We start from the raw sequence: 14,477 nt of genomic DNA on the forward strand, positions 1-14,477 counted from the left end.
GTCCAAGTCATGAGACTTGAACCAAATTGTTTGCCGTTGTGACTGCAAACTGCTCACTGCGACTACCTACTAATTATCATGTCCCCTCACTTTGATCTTTGCATCAGGGACAATAATTTCTTCTCCTAGAGGCTCTTTAGTAAAAGTTGACAAGTCAGGCTGACCGGCATTTACCCAGGCGGTAAACCAAAAATCAGCAATCATCTTAATGGATTTCTTCATTTGACGTTCAATTTGACTGTCTAGGGCAAGAGCATAGGCTTCGGTGAATTCCCGTGAGTAAACGCGAACGGTTAAGTTGTTTCTCTCTTCGTAGCTATATTTTTGATCAGGAGAGAAGCTTTTCGTTAGGTCCTTTTCTATAGATAATACGCTATCCACTTGGGCATGAGCTTCGGCTACAGCTTCCCAAAGCGCCAGCTGGGGCTTTTCAATATATTCTGCCTGGCCTACCCATAATGGATAGTCTTTTGCCTGAAGCTCGGGAACGCGACTTTCCCAGAAACCATGAATTCCGACTTGATCGGTCAACTGTCCATTATAATTTACCGTGGTGTGAAGCGGCACGTTTAGATCGCCTATGTAATGACCCAAGTCCGCAGAAAGTCTTAAAATGGCTTCTGAATTTTTTGTTTCAAAAGCTTTCGTCAGGTTTAAAAATGTAAAATATGCTGACCAAGGTCCGATTCCATTGGCTCTTAAGCTATCCTCAGAGAATTTTTCCACTGCCTCATTCCAATATTTGGGCAAAATATGAAGGGCTGAATCTCCATAATAGTCCAGATCGATAAAATGTTTTTCAGCTTCGCCTTCGACCGCATATCTTCTTCGATCAGGGTTTACCGCATTTTCAGTAATGTATTGGATTTGAGGTTTATAAAAACCAATCATTTCCTCAGGAAGAGAAAATACTGCGAGCCTATTTATCAAAGAATGTGCATAAAAACCCCAGGCGATTGGTGTTGCGGAAATTAAAAAAATCCAAAATATCCAGATCAGAAAAATTCTCATAGCTAAAAATAATCAAAATCTTTGTCAGGTAAATGCAGGGATAAAAGGTATATTTGCATCTACAAGGGGTATTTATCCAAATTATTGAATTTGAAAATAGTCTGCCACAAGAGGAATGTTTTAATTTCCTTTGGCGGAATTGATAAATTCTAATAACTTTGCACTCCGATTCGGAATAGGGACACGTAAAGAATTTTATTTAATATTAAGATATGGCAAATCACAAATCAGCTCTGAAGAGAATTCGTGCTAACGAAGCTAAGCGTTTGAGAAACAGATATCAGGCTAAAACAACAAGAACTTTCATCAAAAGATTGAAAGCAACTACTGATAAAGTGGAGGCTTCTGAGCTTTACAAAAAAGTATCTTCTATGTTGGACAAGTTGGCTAAGAAGAATGTGATTCACAAGAACAACGCAAGCAACAAAAAATCAAGATTGGCCAAGTTCGTTTCCGCACTAGGTTAATTACACAAGATTTTATTTCTCTAAAACCCTGCTTGACAGGGTTTTTTTTGTGCTCTTAAGTAATTAAATTCATAGATCATTTTTTAATTGACCACTATGGATAATACTTACTCCTCTATCAAAATCTCCCAGCTCGCAGAAGAAGATCGCCCACGTGAAAAGCTTCTGCTCAAAGGTAGATCGGCATTAACCGATGCCGAACTCATCGCTATTTTGATTGGTTCCGGGACGCCCTCAGTGAGTGCAGTCGACCTTTCGAAACATATTCTCGCAGATGTTAATTACGATTTGCGAGCATTGGCAAAGCTTTCAATTCAGGATTTGAAGAAATTCAAGGGCATAGGTGAGGCTAAGGCCATTTCTATTATTGCTGCGATGGAATTGGGGAGAAGGAGGAAGGATTCTGAGCCGGTGACAAAGCCAAGGATTACCAGCTCTCAGGATATTTACAACTTAATGAGGCCAGAATTGCTCGATGAGCAGATCGAGTATTTTTACTTGATTTTGCTAAATAGAGGTAATCAGGTTATGAAAAAGCATCTGATTTCGCAAGGTGGCACAGCCGGAACAATTGTTGATATGAAGGTCGTTTTTAAAATTGCTTTAGAGCATCTTGCTCAGTCGATTATACTCGTTCATAACCATCCCAGTGGCAATACAAGTCCATCAGATCAGGACAAGAGACTCACCCAGCGATTGGTCAAAATTGGACGGGAGTTGGATTTGCCTGTGCTTGACCATGTGATTTTTACAGATGTTGGCTACTTTAGCTTCGCCGATGACGGCATACTTTGATTATGAAAAACAATACGATTATACTTCTGATTATCTCCGTTGTGGTTTTTGCTGCGATAGTTTATACCTTGACGGGATCTGAAAGTCCTGAAGATTACATTGAAAGGATTGAAGCTGAGCGTGAAAGACAATTTAAATTCATCCGCTTCAATTTTGAGTCGCCCTTGACAGATGAGCAGAAGCTGTCATTTACGAAATTGAATTTTTACCCAATAGATCCAGCCTACAAGGTGAAGGCTAGGCTATTGCCGATAGAAGCTAGGAAGGTGAGAGAGGTTCCTCTCACGGACGGGACAAAGGAGAAATACATTGAGCATTCTTGGGCCGAATTTGAGCTGAATGGAAAGACAGAGAAACTATTGCTACTCCAAGCGATGAATGAACCTGATAAGCGAAATTTCTTTTTGGCATTTGCAGACGAAACCAGTGCTGTTGATACTTATGGCGGTGGCAGATATATCAATGCGCGTCAAGATGGAGAAAACAGTATTACTATCGATTTTAACTTAGCTTATAATCCATATTGTGCCTACAATCCTGATTATGGCTGTCCTCTTCCTCCAAGGGAAAATTTACTGGAAATTCCAATTCCCGTTGGTGAGAAAAATTACGGGAAATAGCCTTTCCGCCTAGTTCAAATCTCTTAAATTTGTGCTCATTATTAAATAAAATGGGGTTTTCGAACCCCTTTTGTTTATCACGCAGATCAATTTTGATTTGCCGTATCTAGAATTACACATGAAAATCTCAATTAATAGATTAAAGAAATACATACCGCATATAGAATCAGCTGAAGAAATCGGAGCGTTATTGACTCAGTCCGGTTTAGAAGTGGAGGGAATAGAAGAATTTGTTTCTGTAAAGGGTGGACTTGAAGGAATAGTGATTGGTGAGGTGTTGACTTGTGAGAAGCACCCGAATGCTGATAAATTGAGCATTACGACTGTAGATATTGGAACTGGGATTTCTCCTATAGTTTGCGGAGCACCAAATGTAGCCAAAGGCCAAAAGGTGTTGGTCGCTACTGTCGGAGCCATGCTTTACCCATCCGAAGGTGATTCATTCCAGATCAAAAAAGCAAAAATCAGAGGTGAAGTTTCAGAAGGAATGATTTGCGCTGAGGATGAGTTAGGTCTCGGTTCTAGTCATGCAGGGATTATGGTGTTGGACACTGACTTACCAAATGGTACTCCAGCTTCTGAATTCATCGAAGTAAGTCAAGATCAGGTTTTGGAAATTGGTTTGACGCCAAACCGAGCTGATGCGGCTTCACATTTAGGAGTTGCCCGTGATTTGAAAGCACTTTTGGGTAGAGATTTAGCGATTGATATAGCTCCTGAATTAGAAGTGGAGGCTTCTGGCCCTACTATTCAGGTCGAGGTAGAAAATACTGCCGATTGTCCACGTTATGCAGGTGTGGTGATTACCGGTTTGAAGGTTGGGCCTTCTCCCGTTTGGCTTCAGAATTTCTTGAAAGCACTGGACTTGGAGCCTATCAATAATGTGGTGGACATTACCAATTTTATTTTGCATGATCTTGGTCAGCCACTTCATGCATTTGACGCGGCGAAGATTTCCGAAGGGAAAATCATTGTTGGTAAACTTCCAAAGGATACGACGTTTGTGACTTTGGATGCTAAAGAACGCAAGCTTTCCGGTGAAGAGCTCATGATCAAAGACGCAAAAAGAGGACTATGTATCGCCGGTGTTTTTGGTGGCGTGGATTCAGGTGTTTCTGATGGGACCACAACTATTTTCTTGGAATCAGCTTATTTTTCTCCAGATATAATCAGAAAGGGCAGTCAATTTCATGGCTTGAAGACAGATGCTTCATTCCGATTCGAAAGAGGAACCGATCCGAATATGCCTGTTTATGCACTAAAAATGGCTGTTAGGCTTTTACAAGAAATTGCTGGAGGAAAAGTAAGTTCTGAGCTGATTGATATTTACCCTGAGCCAGTTGATGATTTTGTAATCGAGGTGAATTATGGTCACATCAACCGGTTGATAGGAAAGAAAATTGAGCCTTTGCAAGTGAAATCGATTTTGGAAAGCCTGGAGATTAAAGTTGAAAATGAGAATGAAGATGGTTTTACAGCCATTGCGAAACCATATAGAGTAGATGTGACACGTGAAGCGGATATCATCGAGGAGATTTTGAGGATTTATGGTTTTCACAATGTGGAGCTTTCCGAGAATCTTCAAACGGATTACCTCGCTGAGCATCCTGTAAAAGACCTGAATAAGGTGCAGTATCGTTTGACAGAGATTTTGACAGGCCAAGGCTACTATGAGATGATCACAAATAGTTTAACGAAGTCAACATACGCTGAAAAATCAGGCTTCCTGAATCCAAAAGAAAGCGTTGTTATCTACAACAAACTAAGCGAGGATCTTGACGTGATGCGTCAGAGTTTGCTTTACTCCGGCTTGGAAGTACTGGCTAGGAATATCAATAGACGTCAGACTGATTTGAAATACATCGAGTTTGGCACCGTTTATCATAAGTCAGAGAATGGATATGTGGAGAGCAGAAAACTTTCACTTTTCCTTACAGGTAAGAAAACAGCCGAAAGCTGGCTGGAACCGACCAAAGGGTTTGCGTTTGCAGATTTGTACTCAACGGTGGAGGGAATCCTAGAAAAGCTTAATGTGCAGCATGGCGATCTTTCGATGGTGGAAACTGCTCCTTATGCTTATGGCTTGAAGATCATGCTCGGTCAAAAGGAATTGGCGACAATAGGTTTGCTTGATGATAAGATTTTGAAGCAAGCAGAAGTACGACAAGAAGTGTGGTATGCTGAGTTGAATTGGGATTTGCTTTGCAAAAAGGCTTCCGGTTTGAAGAAGTTTGAGGAACTCTCAAAATTCCCTGAAGTGCGCAGAGATCTTTCCTTAGTGATAGACAAAAAAGTAAGTTATGATCAGGTGAAATCTGTTGCTACTAAGTTTGGAGGCAAATTATTAAAAAGAATTGGAGTTTTTGATGTGTACCAAGGAGACAAAATTGATGCAGGTAAAAAGGCCTATGCATTAAGTTTTCACCTACAAGATCAGGAAAATACATTGACTGATAAGGTAATTGATAAAACTATGAGTAAATTGATTCAAGCCTTTGAAAAAGAGGTTGGTGCTTTGATAAGAACATAAAAATGATTCAAGAGGAACTGCAAAAATTAGAGAAACTAGCGCTACAGGCTAGTAGTAAATTGCTTGATATAAGCAAGGAAAATCAACAATTGAAACAAAAATTATCTGAAGTAAGTATTGCTTTGAATAAAAAAGAGCAGGAAATCGAACATTTTAAAAATAAAATTAAAATTAGTAACATTGTAGACAACCAACCGGTGAATCCGGAACAGTCAACTGAAATGAGTGACCTAATCAATAATTATATACAAGAAATCGATCACTTAATCACCTACTTATCTGAATGATATGGAGACACTTGCCATCAGATTAAAAATAGGGGATAGAGAATATCCTATGCGCGTGAAGATCGAGGACGAGTCCAAAATCCGTCATGCTGGCAAGCTGATTAATGAAAAATTAAGAAAGTATAAAGAGGAGTACGGACTGGACGACAACCAGGATTTGCTGGCGATGGTAGCCTTTGATTGCATGGTGGAATCGTTAGAAACCAGCCAAGTTAACACGGAAGATTCCGAGCATATTAAATCCAGTATTTCTCATATCAATGCCTTGCTAACTAAGGCTTTGTAATTATTTATAACACAAAAATCAGGAGATTTTCAGATTCCCCAAGGTTTAATTTATATCCAAAATACCTATGGGAGACATACTATATATTGTCCTCGCAGCCCTGATTGGGACTGGTGCAGGAGCGGCCATTGCTGGCGCATTAATAAAAAATAAAAATTCTAAACTAGAGGAAGAAACTCGTGACAGAGTGAAATCCATGCTTCGCGAAGCCGAGATCAATGCAGAAGCGATTAAGAAAGACCGGATTCTAGAGGCGAAAGAAAAGTACCTCAAACTGAAGTCTGAGTTTGATGAGGAGATGAGTAATAAGAAAAATATTATCATCACCAATGAGAATAAAGTCAAACAGAGAGAGCAGCAAGTTTCCAAGGAATTGGAACAGGTGAAGAGAAAAGAAGCTGAATTAGACAGTAAATCAGAGAATCTTAATGCTCAATTACATTCTTTGAAAGTTAAGAAAGACGAGCTTGACAAAGTGACCAATCAGCGTATTGCTGATCTGGAAAAAATCGCTAACCTTACGCGGGAAGAAGCACGTGATCAATTGGTAACCATGCTTACAGAGGAAGCCAATTCTAGAGCATCTTCCCAGATCAAAGACATTCTCGACGAGGCTAAACTTACTGCTACCAAGCAGGCGAAGAAGATCGTCTTGGATACTATTCAGCGAACTGCCACTGAGCATGCAGTAGAAAACTGTGTGTCGGTATTCAATATTGAAAGTGACGACATCAAAGGTAAAATTATCGGTAGAGAAGGTAGAAACATCAGGGCCTTAGAAGCAGCAACTGGTGTTGAAATCGTGGTAGATGATACGCCTGAGGCAATCATTATTTCTGGTTTTGATCCAGTGAGAAGGGAAGTAGCTAGACTATCCCTTCATAGATTAGTGCAGGATGGACGAATCCACCCCGCTCGGATCGAAGAAGTAGTAGCTAAGACGGAAAAGAATATAGAAGAAGAAATCGTCGAAATCGGGGAGAGAACTTGTATAGATCTTGGTATTCATGGACTTCACCCAGAGCTGATCAGAATGGTGGGACGTATGAGATATAGATCTTCATATGGCCAAAACCTACTTCAACACTCTAGAGAAGTGGCTAAGCTTTGTGCTACTATGGCTGCTGAAATGGGCCTTAATGCGAAGATGGCTAAACGTGCAGGTTTACTTCACGATATCGGAAAAGTATGGCATGAGGAGCAGGAGCTTCCACACGCAGTATTGGGTATGGAATTGGCTAAGCGATACAAGGAGCATCCAGAGATTTGCAACGCAATCGGAGCTCACCACGATGAAATCGAGATGACTTCCATGATCTCACCAATTGTACAGGCATCAGATGCGATTTCAGGAGCAAGACCGGGTGCAAGACGTGAAGTGATGGATAGTTATATCAAGAGACTGAAAGACCTTGAGGAGCTTGCTTTGAGCTTTGACGGGGTTAATAAATGCTTTGCAATGCAGGCGGGACGCGAGCTTCGCGTTTTGGTAGATGCGGATAATGTTGATGACACTACGGCAGGTAAGCTATCTTTTGATATTTCCCAAAAAATCGAAAAGGAAATGCAATATCCTGGTCAGATCAAAATCACGGTAATTCGGGAAATGAGATCAGTAAACTATGCGAGGTAATTTTCAATTTGATAATTAGTTAAATGGCAGATATCTTCGGGTATCTGCCATTTTTATTTCGAGCTTATGATGCCTTTGTATAGGATGAACAGCTTTTCAAATTTGATCGTGGAACTCCGATTATTATTTGGGAAAGTTAGATTGACAGCGCTTGAGATTCAGATTCTTGAGCAAAAGTTTCCGTATTATTTTCGGCTTTCAGAAAAACACAAAGGAGAATTCAGAGAAAAGCTGCAAGTAATTCTTACAACCAAGTCGTTTATAGGCAGATCAAATTTAAGGGTGGTTACTCCAGAGATGAAAATACTCATTGGAGCGACCATTGTGATGGTGACTTTCGGCTTCAGCGATCTTCGTCTTCCTCATTTTACAAAGATATTGATCTATCCTGACACGTATTACAGTACTATTTCAAAGCAGTATCATCGTGGAGAGGTGAACCCGAGACATGGGATTATAGTGATGTCATGGAGCTGTTTTTTGAATGGACTGGAAAATGAAAAAGATGGGATAAATCTAGGTATTCATGAAGTAGCCCATGCTTTGAAGCTCGAAAACCAAATTTACTATAATGATGAATTTGAGTTTTTCAACCCTGAGGCTTTCCGCTCTTTTCAGAACGTTGCTAAAGAGGAAATAGCAAGAATTAATGCCGGGATCATTACCGTGTTTAGGTCAAACGGAGGAATAAATGACGATGAGTTTTTTGCGGTAGCTTTGGAGACGTTTTTCGAAAAGCCCCATGAATTTTTTGATTATAACCCAGAGCTGTATGGCACTCTAGTACGTCTAATGCAGCAGGATCCACGAGTTTGGATTAGGAAATGATTATGTTGTCCACCGCTTCGGTGACAGCTTCCACTAATCCTTCATAGCCTCTTAAGTCTTCTCCCCAATAAGCTCTTTCACTCAATAGTTTTTCCACAATCTCATGTGTAGAGTCAAGAGTCCAAGCTGAATTGAATTCGGCCATTAGTGTGGGATTATCATTGACGGGAGTTTCTACTCCATTATAATTTCCTTTGTAGAAAACCAAAAGCGCAGCGAATGAAAGAATTAATTTTTCAGGCCATTCTTTTTTCAACTCATGATAGGCAAGGAGAGATGGGAGTACCCGGACTTTGAATTTGGAGATGCTATTCAAAGCAATGGATTTTAGTTCATGCACGATAAATGGATTGGCAAATCGCTCTAAAACATCATTGGCAAACTGCTCCAATTCTTCCTGAGGCATATTCAGTGTAGGGATAATTTCCCCATAAATGGCCTCTTTCAGAAAAGCTCCAATTTCAGGGTTTTCCACAGCCTCTCTTACCGTTCTCAAGCCTTTGAGATAGGCGTATGGCACCATTGCCGTATGACCGCCATTGAGTATTCTTACTTTTTGCGTGCGAAAAGGCGCAAGGTTATCCACAAATTTGACATTGAGGCCAGCCTTATCCAAAGGAAACTCCTCCATTACCACGTCTGCACCTTCGATGGCCCAAAAGTGATACGGCTCGACCATTACTGCCATGTCGTCTTTGTAACCGGTTTTCTCTTGAATCTCATCAATAGATCCTTTTGGGAACCCAGGTACAATCCTGTCCACTAAGGTATTGCAGAATATATTTTGCCAATCAATCCACTCTGAAAACTCTGTGGGCAACTTCCAAAAAGAAATGTATTTCTGAATGCATTCTTTTAAAGCTTCACCATTCGCTTCTATCAATTCACAGGGAAGGAAAACCAGTCCTTTTGAAGTATCTCCTTTGAAGGTTTTGAAGCGGTGATAAAGTAAGGCGGTGAGTTTGCCTGGGAATGTCTTGGAAATGCTATCTGAATTAGAGTCTGAAGGATCAAAGACAATTCCAGCTTCTGTGGTATTGGAAACCACAAATCGTAAATCCGGATTTTCACCCAGTTTTAGATATTCTTCATACTCCTCAAAAACATTGGTGATGCCCGCTATACATGTGACAAGTGTGGATTCCTGTACCAATTCTCCCTTTTTCAGGCCTTGCTCGATCACGTGAAAAAGACAGTCCTGATCCTTCATGGGATTGTTGCCAGACTTGCTATGTACTTGTACGATGTGAATGTCTCCGTCAAATACATTGGCTTTGTTTGACTTTTCAATCATCCAATCGGTAAATCCCCGTAGGAAATTTCCATTTCCAAACTGAAGGATTTTGACTGGACGTTGCGAGGGGGCAAGCGAAGATCTGGATAGTAGTTGCATTGAGGAAAGATTTAAAAAAGCGTTAGTTTTTCCGGTGGTTGATCGACGAGTTACGTATGATCAGCTCTGGTTTTAGTATGGTTTTTTTCGGGATGTTACTTGTTTGGTCCTTTTGGCCAAGGATTTCAAAAAAGGTTTCTGCAGTAATATTGCCCATCGGGATACTTTTTTGATTTACTGTGGTTAGGGTAGGTTCTGTGAAGGAAGTAAAGGGTTCATCTCCAAAACCGACCAATTTTACATCCTGGGGAAGTTTGTAGCCATTTTCCTTCAGCACTTGCATCGCTCCCATGATGGAGTAGTCTGAAGCCGAAAAAACAGCGTCAAAGGAGATCTTCTCATCAATTACTTCTTGCATTGATGCTCTGCCATCTTCAAGTTGCAGCTTGCTGAACCGGATTAACTTTGGGTCTATAGCGATTCCGTGCTTTAACAGGGCGTCTTCATATCCTCTTTTTCGCTCCTTGTAAATATTGATGTTTTGGGAACTAGAGAAATGTACGATTCGCTTACATCCTTCATTTATCAGATGTTCAGTCGCCTGGAATGCTCCGTAATAATCATCGATCACGACTTGGCTTACATCCAACTCATTGGTTACCCTGTCAAAAAGGACCAAAGGAATACCTTTTTTAAGGATTTTCTTAAAATGATCTACGTTTTCCGTGGTCTTGCCTATAGATGCTATTACCCCGTCAACTTGTGCATTAAGCAAAGCTTCAACGGTCTGCATCTCCTTTTCATAGTCATCATAAGATTGGGTAATGACTACTTTGTAATTCAGGGAATTGGCTATTTCTTCAATACCCCGGATTACAGAGGAGAAGAAATTTCTATTGGCAGTAGGAACCACCACACCTATCAGTCTGCTTTTCCCACTTCTCAAAGCAGATGCGATATTGTTCGGTTGATAATTGAGCTCCTTAGCGACTTTTAATACTTTTTTCTTCGTGATATCAGATATCCTAGGGTTGTTGTTCAACGCCCTAGAGACTGTAGAAGCAGTTACTTGTAGCTTCTCTGCAATATCGTGAATGGTGGCTTTCCCGTTTCTCATTGACTAGTTTAGTGTTGAAGGAAAATGATTTTGGAAATTCTAAGATACTTATTCACCAGCTGGTTTGCCTATTGTAGCGAGAATTCCCCCGTCTACATAGATGATTTGGCCATTGACGAAATCACTGGCTTGGCTAGCCAAAAAGACAACAGCCCCTCCAAGATCGTCAGGATTCCCCCATCGTCCAGCAGGAGTACGGTTGACAATAAAGTCGTTGAAAGGATGTCCATCCACACGGATCGGAGCAGTTTGCTCAGTAGCAAAATATCCTGGGCCGATTCCATTCACCTGGATATTATATTTAGCCCATTCTGTAGCCAAATTTCTTGTCAGCATTTTTAATCCCCCTTTGGCAGCGGCATAAGCACTTACTGTGTTTCGACCGAGTTCACTCATCATGGAGCAGATGTTGATTATTTTCCCACTGCCTCTCTTCACCATAGTTTTGGCTACTCTCTGAGATACAATGAATGGCGATACCAAATCTATATCGACCACTTTACGAAAGGCTTCAGGATCCATTTCTAAAGCAGGGACTCGTTGGATCATTCCAGCATTATTTACCAAAATATCTATTTCACCTATTTCTTCTTCGATTTTAGTGATGGCAGCATCTACAGCTTTTGCATCACTTACATCAAACAAATATGGGCGAGCTACTATGCTTTCTGAAGCATAATCTGCAATTGCAACTTCCATTTTGGCAGGAGTATGTCCATTAATGACCAAGGTGGCACCTTGATGTGCCAGGGCTTTCGCCATAGCCATACCCAATCCATGAGTTGCTCCGGTGACTAGTGCTACTTTGCCCTTCAGTTCAAAATTTGGTTTCATCTGTTTATAATTGTTTTTCAATGGTCATATGGAATCTCGCACGGTGAATGATCATCCTTCTGTGTGTTGCCTTCGACATGCTCGATTTCATGTGTTTATAATTTGATTTTTAAGGCCACATGGAATCTAGCTTGGTTGATAATCATCCCAATGTGTGTCGCTTACGGTATGCTCGATTTCATCTGTTTATAATTGTTTTTCAATGGTCATATGGAATCTCGCACGGTGAATGATCATCCTTTTGTGTGTCTCTTGAGTCATGCCTGCCTGTCCGGTAGGCAGGCTCGATTTCATAATTATTTTAATTCGGAAGGTTTTACCATGTCCATGTCGCCATAGTTCATGTTTTCACCAGCCATTCCCCAGATAAAGGTGTAATTGGACGTTCCTGCTCCACTATGGATGGACCAAACGGGCGAGATTACTGCCTGATGATTTTTTATCCAAATATGCCTTGTTTCATCTGAAGTACCCATAAAGTGTGAAACTACGTTTTCCTCTTTAAGATCGAAATAGAAATAAGCTTCCATTCTTCGGTCGTGCACGTGTGCTGGCATGGTGTTCCATACAGAGCCAGGTTTCAGTTCCGTCATTCCCATTTGCAGTTGGCAAGTATCTACTACTGAATTGACCAAAAGTTTATAAATCGTTCTGTGATTTGAGTTTTCAAGCGAACCAAGTGTCACTACTTCAGCATCTGCCTGAGTGATTTTTCGCATAGGGTTAGTAGCGTGGGCAGGTGCCGAATTGAAATACAGGTACGTGTTACCTTTTTGAGCCGGGTGAAAGACTACTTCCTTTACACCTTTGCCAATATATAGCGCTTCTTTGTGGCCTAATTTGATGGATTCTCTATCTACATCTATTGTAGTAGAATCGCCTACATTGATAATTCCAATTTCTCGTCGATCCAGAAAGTTTTCAGCTTTCAGTTGGTCAATAGTTTCCAATTTAACGGGTTGATCCACAGGATGAATACCGCCTACAATCAACCGGTCTTCCATGGTATAGGTGCCTGTGATCTGATTTGGGACAAAGATTTCCTCCAGTAAAAATTTTTCCCGGATTTCAGTTGTAGGGTAATTTTTGAAGTCTTTAGGGTGCGATGAATAGCGCGTTTCTATTTTAATACTCATAAGGGTCTATGTAATCGTTTGCGCAATATAGTATATAAATCTAATTATTCTGATTTCAATTTTCATCAGATTTTCCAAAAAACCAAATTATTATTTGTCTATCTTATAGATTTATATCTACATATGCTTTATTTAAAAGGAATAACTTGCTAATATTTTTTTTTCAAATTATTATTTTTAATATGCAATCGATTGCTCAAATATCTTATGAATCTAGTGTATCATGCTTTTCTGACCAGATGAACTTTTGAAAGTAATTAGTTGTAAATAAGTTGATTAATGATCCAAAACCCAATAAAATCTGTACCTGTTTTTAAACGTATTTTGCCTAGTTGCGCAATAGTTTTACTTTCCTTTGCATTACCTGCTTGTCAAAGTGAGGTGGGCTCAAAAAAGGACGAGTCAGCTACTGTCATTACTATGACTGTGGAAAACCCACTTGATTTTTCACGTAAGCACTCCTTGATTCATATTGATAAAGAAAAATTGAAATCAGATGTGGCTCAGGATTACGATTCTTGGAAAGTAGTTATAAATGGGACGGAAATTCCTTCGCAATGGAATACAAAGGGGCCAGAAATGGGGTTGACTTTTGTTTTGCCGGAGATCGAAGCCCATCAGAAACTTGATATTGAAATCCGGAATGTACCAGCTTCCTCAATTTCCCCATATACAAAACTTACTCAGGCAGAGCTTTCCCATAAGTTTGGAGGGGAATTTAAAGACAGGGAGTATCTAGGCGGACATTTTGAGAATGTAGATTTACTGCATGTTCCGGCCGAGCATACAGATCACTCCTGGTTTATCCGCTACGAAGGGCCAGGATGGGAGTCTGATTTAGTCGGTTATCGTTTTTATCTGGACTGGAGAAATGGCATAGATGTATTTGGAAAGAAAGTAAACACTCCGGTATTACAGAATGTGGGTCAGGATGGTTTTGATTCTTATCATGAGCCAGCTGACTGGGGCATGGATGTGTTGAAAGTAGGGAAGACATTGGGGCTGGGGAGTATAGCCACTTGGGAAGATGGAAAAGCCAGGCGAGTGGATGTGACTGACAGTTTGTATGCAGAAATAATAAGCAATGGACCAGTTTATTCCGCTGTCTTTACCAAATATTCCGGCTGGGACTTACCAGATGTTAAAACAGATATTTTGTCTACTATTTCCATCCACTCAGGTACCCGTCTATCCCGAATGGATCTAGAATCAACCCATGCGATAGCCAATTTCGCAACCGGTCTTATTAAGGACAATAAAGCTGAGGTTTTGAAGAGTGATGGGGATCTTGCATATAGCTATCTGGCTACGTATGGTCCACAAAGTCTGGCAGAAGACAAGTTGGGAATAGCGGTAATTTACCCTACAGGTCAATTGACTCAAGCGACTGAAGATGAACTTTCCCACGTATTGGTCTTTGATGGCAGTTCCAATAAACTGAGTTATTTTTTTTTGGCAGCTTGGGAGCAAGAGCCAGAAGGAATAACTTCTCAAGAAGAATTTAAAAAGTATTTGGATCATGAAATCTTAAAACTTTCTAACCCTTTGAAAATAGCTTTGAAGTAATTTTCGATACAGAATATCTACCAGTAAACCCACG

General features: G+C 40.4%; 14 protein-coding genes. 9 read left to right on the forward strand and 5 right to left on the reverse strand.

Annotated features, from left to right (window positions below; translation table 11 throughout):
- Positions 1–69 precede the first annotated feature (69 nt).
- On the reverse strand, positions 70–1,011 hold the full coding sequence (locus SYJ56_RS20800; RefSeq protein WP_323837528.1) for a zinc dependent phospholipase C family protein: 942 nt from the start codon (positions 1,009–1,011) through the stop codon (positions 70–72).
- A 212-nt stretch (positions 1,012–1,223) separates the two neighbouring features.
- On the opposite strand from SYJ56_RS20800, the gene rpsT reads away from it, so the two are divergent.
- The 8 genes from rpsT to SYJ56_RS20840 all read left to right on the forward strand — a co-directional run bounded on the left by rpsT (position 1,224) and on the right by SYJ56_RS20840 (position 8,457).
- Positions 1,224–1,478 carry a 30S ribosomal protein S20 gene (gene rpsT / locus SYJ56_RS20805; RefSeq protein WP_057937416.1) on the forward strand — a complete coding sequence of 85 codons (255 nt, stop codon included), beginning with the start codon at positions 1,224–1,226 and terminating at the stop codon, positions 1,476–1,478.
- Positions 1,479–1,574: 96 nt separating this feature from the next.
- Complete coding sequence (gene radC, locus SYJ56_RS20810; protein WP_323837529.1) at positions 1,575–2,273, forward strand: RadC family protein; 699 nt, start codon at positions 1,575–1,577, stop codon at positions 2,271–2,273.
- Between the two features lie 2 nt (positions 2,274–2,275).
- Complete coding sequence (locus SYJ56_RS20815; RefSeq protein WP_323837530.1) at positions 2,276–2,893, forward strand: DUF1684 domain-containing protein; 618 nt, start codon at positions 2,276–2,278, stop codon at positions 2,891–2,893.
- A gap of 118 nt (positions 2,894–3,011) precedes the next feature.
- Positions 3,012–5,423 (forward strand): phenylalanine--tRNA ligase subunit beta, encoded by a 2,412-nt coding sequence (gene pheT, locus SYJ56_RS20820; protein WP_323837531.1) that lies wholly within the window; start codon positions 3,012–3,014, stop codon positions 5,421–5,423.
- Between the two features lie 2 nt (positions 5,424–5,425).
- The gene (locus tag SYJ56_RS20825) at positions 5,426–5,710 is read left to right on the forward strand and encodes a hypothetical protein (RefSeq protein ID WP_323837532.1); all 285 of its coding nucleotides are present in this window, start codon (positions 5,426–5,428) and stop codon (positions 5,708–5,710) included.
- 1 nt (position 5,711) lies between these two features.
- Positions 5,712–5,996 (forward strand): cell division protein ZapA, encoded by a 285-nt coding sequence (locus SYJ56_RS20830; protein ID WP_323837534.1) that lies wholly within the window; start codon positions 5,712–5,714, stop codon positions 5,994–5,996.
- Between the two features lie 67 nt (positions 5,997–6,063).
- Positions 6,064–7,629: a ribonuclease Y gene (gene rny / locus SYJ56_RS20835; protein ID WP_323837536.1), complete on the forward strand. Its 1,566-nt coding sequence runs from the start codon at positions 6,064–6,066 to the stop codon at positions 7,627–7,629.
- Between the two features lie 84 nt (positions 7,630–7,713).
- Entirely contained in the window at positions 7,714–8,457 is a 744-nt protein-coding gene (locus SYJ56_RS20840; RefSeq protein WP_323837537.1) for a zinc-dependent peptidase, read from the forward strand.
- On the opposite strand, the gene SYJ56_RS20845 is transcribed toward SYJ56_RS20840, so the two are convergent.
- The 4 genes from SYJ56_RS20845 to kduI form a co-directional block, all read right to left on the reverse strand.
- A complete protein-coding gene (locus SYJ56_RS20845) occupies positions 8,447–9,850 on the reverse strand; it encodes a tagaturonate reductase (RefSeq protein ID WP_323837538.1) in 1,404 nt (467 codons plus the stop codon). The two genes, SYJ56_RS20840 and SYJ56_RS20845, sit on opposite strands and share 11 nt — an antisense overlap.
- A gap of 22 nt (positions 9,851–9,872) precedes the next feature.
- Positions 9,873–10,907: a LacI family DNA-binding transcriptional regulator gene (locus SYJ56_RS20850; RefSeq protein WP_323837540.1), complete on the reverse strand. Its 1,035-nt coding sequence runs from the start codon at positions 10,905–10,907 to the stop codon at positions 9,873–9,875.
- A 48-nt stretch (positions 10,908–10,955) separates the two neighbouring features.
- A complete protein-coding gene (locus SYJ56_RS20855) occupies positions 10,956–11,741 on the reverse strand; it encodes a gluconate 5-dehydrogenase (protein WP_323837542.1) in 786 nt (261 codons plus the stop codon).
- 296 nt (positions 11,742–12,037) lie between these two features.
- The gene (kduI, locus tag SYJ56_RS20860) at positions 12,038–12,877 is read right to left on the reverse strand and encodes a 5-dehydro-4-deoxy-D-glucuronate isomerase (protein ID WP_323837544.1); all 840 of its coding nucleotides are present in this window, start codon (positions 12,875–12,877) and stop codon (positions 12,038–12,040) included.
- A gap of 279 nt (positions 12,878–13,156) precedes the next feature.
- Between kduI and SYJ56_RS20865 the strand changes: the two genes are divergently transcribed.
- Entirely contained in the window at positions 13,157–14,443 is a 1,287-nt protein-coding gene (locus tag SYJ56_RS20865; protein ID WP_323837546.1) for a DUF4861 domain-containing protein, read from the forward strand.
- Positions 14,444–14,477 lie beyond the last annotated feature (34 nt).

Source organism: Algoriphagus aurantiacus (genome assembly GCF_035156405.1).
In the GTDB taxonomy this organism is placed as follows: Bacteria; Bacteroidota; Bacteroidia; order Cytophagales; family Cyclobacteriaceae; genus Algoriphagus; species Algoriphagus aurantiacus.

Bases quoted from the DNA above. Each gene is read 5' to 3' on its own strand.
- SYJ56_RS20845 (WP_323837538.1), bottom strand. From the start codon at position 9,850: ATGCAACTACTATCCAGATCTTCGCTTGCCCCCTCGCAACGTCCAGTC.
- SYJ56_RS20800 (WP_323837528.1), bottom strand. From the start codon at position 1,011: ATGAGAATTTTTCTGATCTGGATATTTTGGATTTTTTTAATTTCCGCA.
- kduI (WP_323837544.1), bottom strand. From the start codon at position 12,877: ATGAGTATTAAAATAGAAACGCGCTATTCATCGCACCCTAAAGACTTC.
- rny (WP_323837536.1), top strand. From the start codon at position 6,064: ATGGGAGACATACTATATATTGTCCTCGCAGCCCTGATTGGGACTGGT.
- SYJ56_RS20825 (WP_323837532.1), top strand. From the start codon at position 5,426: ATGATTCAAGAGGAACTGCAAAAATTAGAGAAACTAGCGCTACAGGCT.
- SYJ56_RS20850 (WP_323837540.1), bottom strand. From the start codon at position 10,907: ATGAGAAACGGGAAAGCCACCATTCACGATATTGCAGAGAAGCTACAA.
- radC (WP_323837529.1), top strand. From the start codon at position 1,575: ATGGATAATACTTACTCCTCTATCAAAATCTCCCAGCTCGCAGAAGAA.
- SYJ56_RS20830 (WP_323837534.1), top strand. From the start codon at position 5,712: ATGGAGACACTTGCCATCAGATTAAAAATAGGGGATAGAGAATATCCT.
- SYJ56_RS20855 (WP_323837542.1), bottom strand. From the start codon at position 11,741: ATGAAACCAAATTTTGAACTGAAGGGCAAAGTAGCACTAGTCACCGGA.
- rpsT (WP_057937416.1), top strand. From the start codon at position 1,224: ATGGCAAATCACAAATCAGCTCTGAAGAGAATTCGTGCTAACGAAGCT.
- pheT (WP_323837531.1), top strand. From the start codon at position 3,012: ATGAAAATCTCAATTAATAGATTAAAGAAATACATACCGCATATAGAA.
- SYJ56_RS20840 (WP_323837537.1), top strand. From the start codon at position 7,714: ATGAACAGCTTTTCAAATTTGATCGTGGAACTCCGATTATTATTTGGG.
- SYJ56_RS20815 (WP_323837530.1), top strand. From the start codon at position 2,276: ATGAAAAACAATACGATTATACTTCTGATTATCTCCGTTGTGGTTTTT.
- SYJ56_RS20865 (WP_323837546.1), top strand. From the start codon at position 13,157: ATGATCCAAAACCCAATAAAATCTGTACCTGTTTTTAAACGTATTTTG.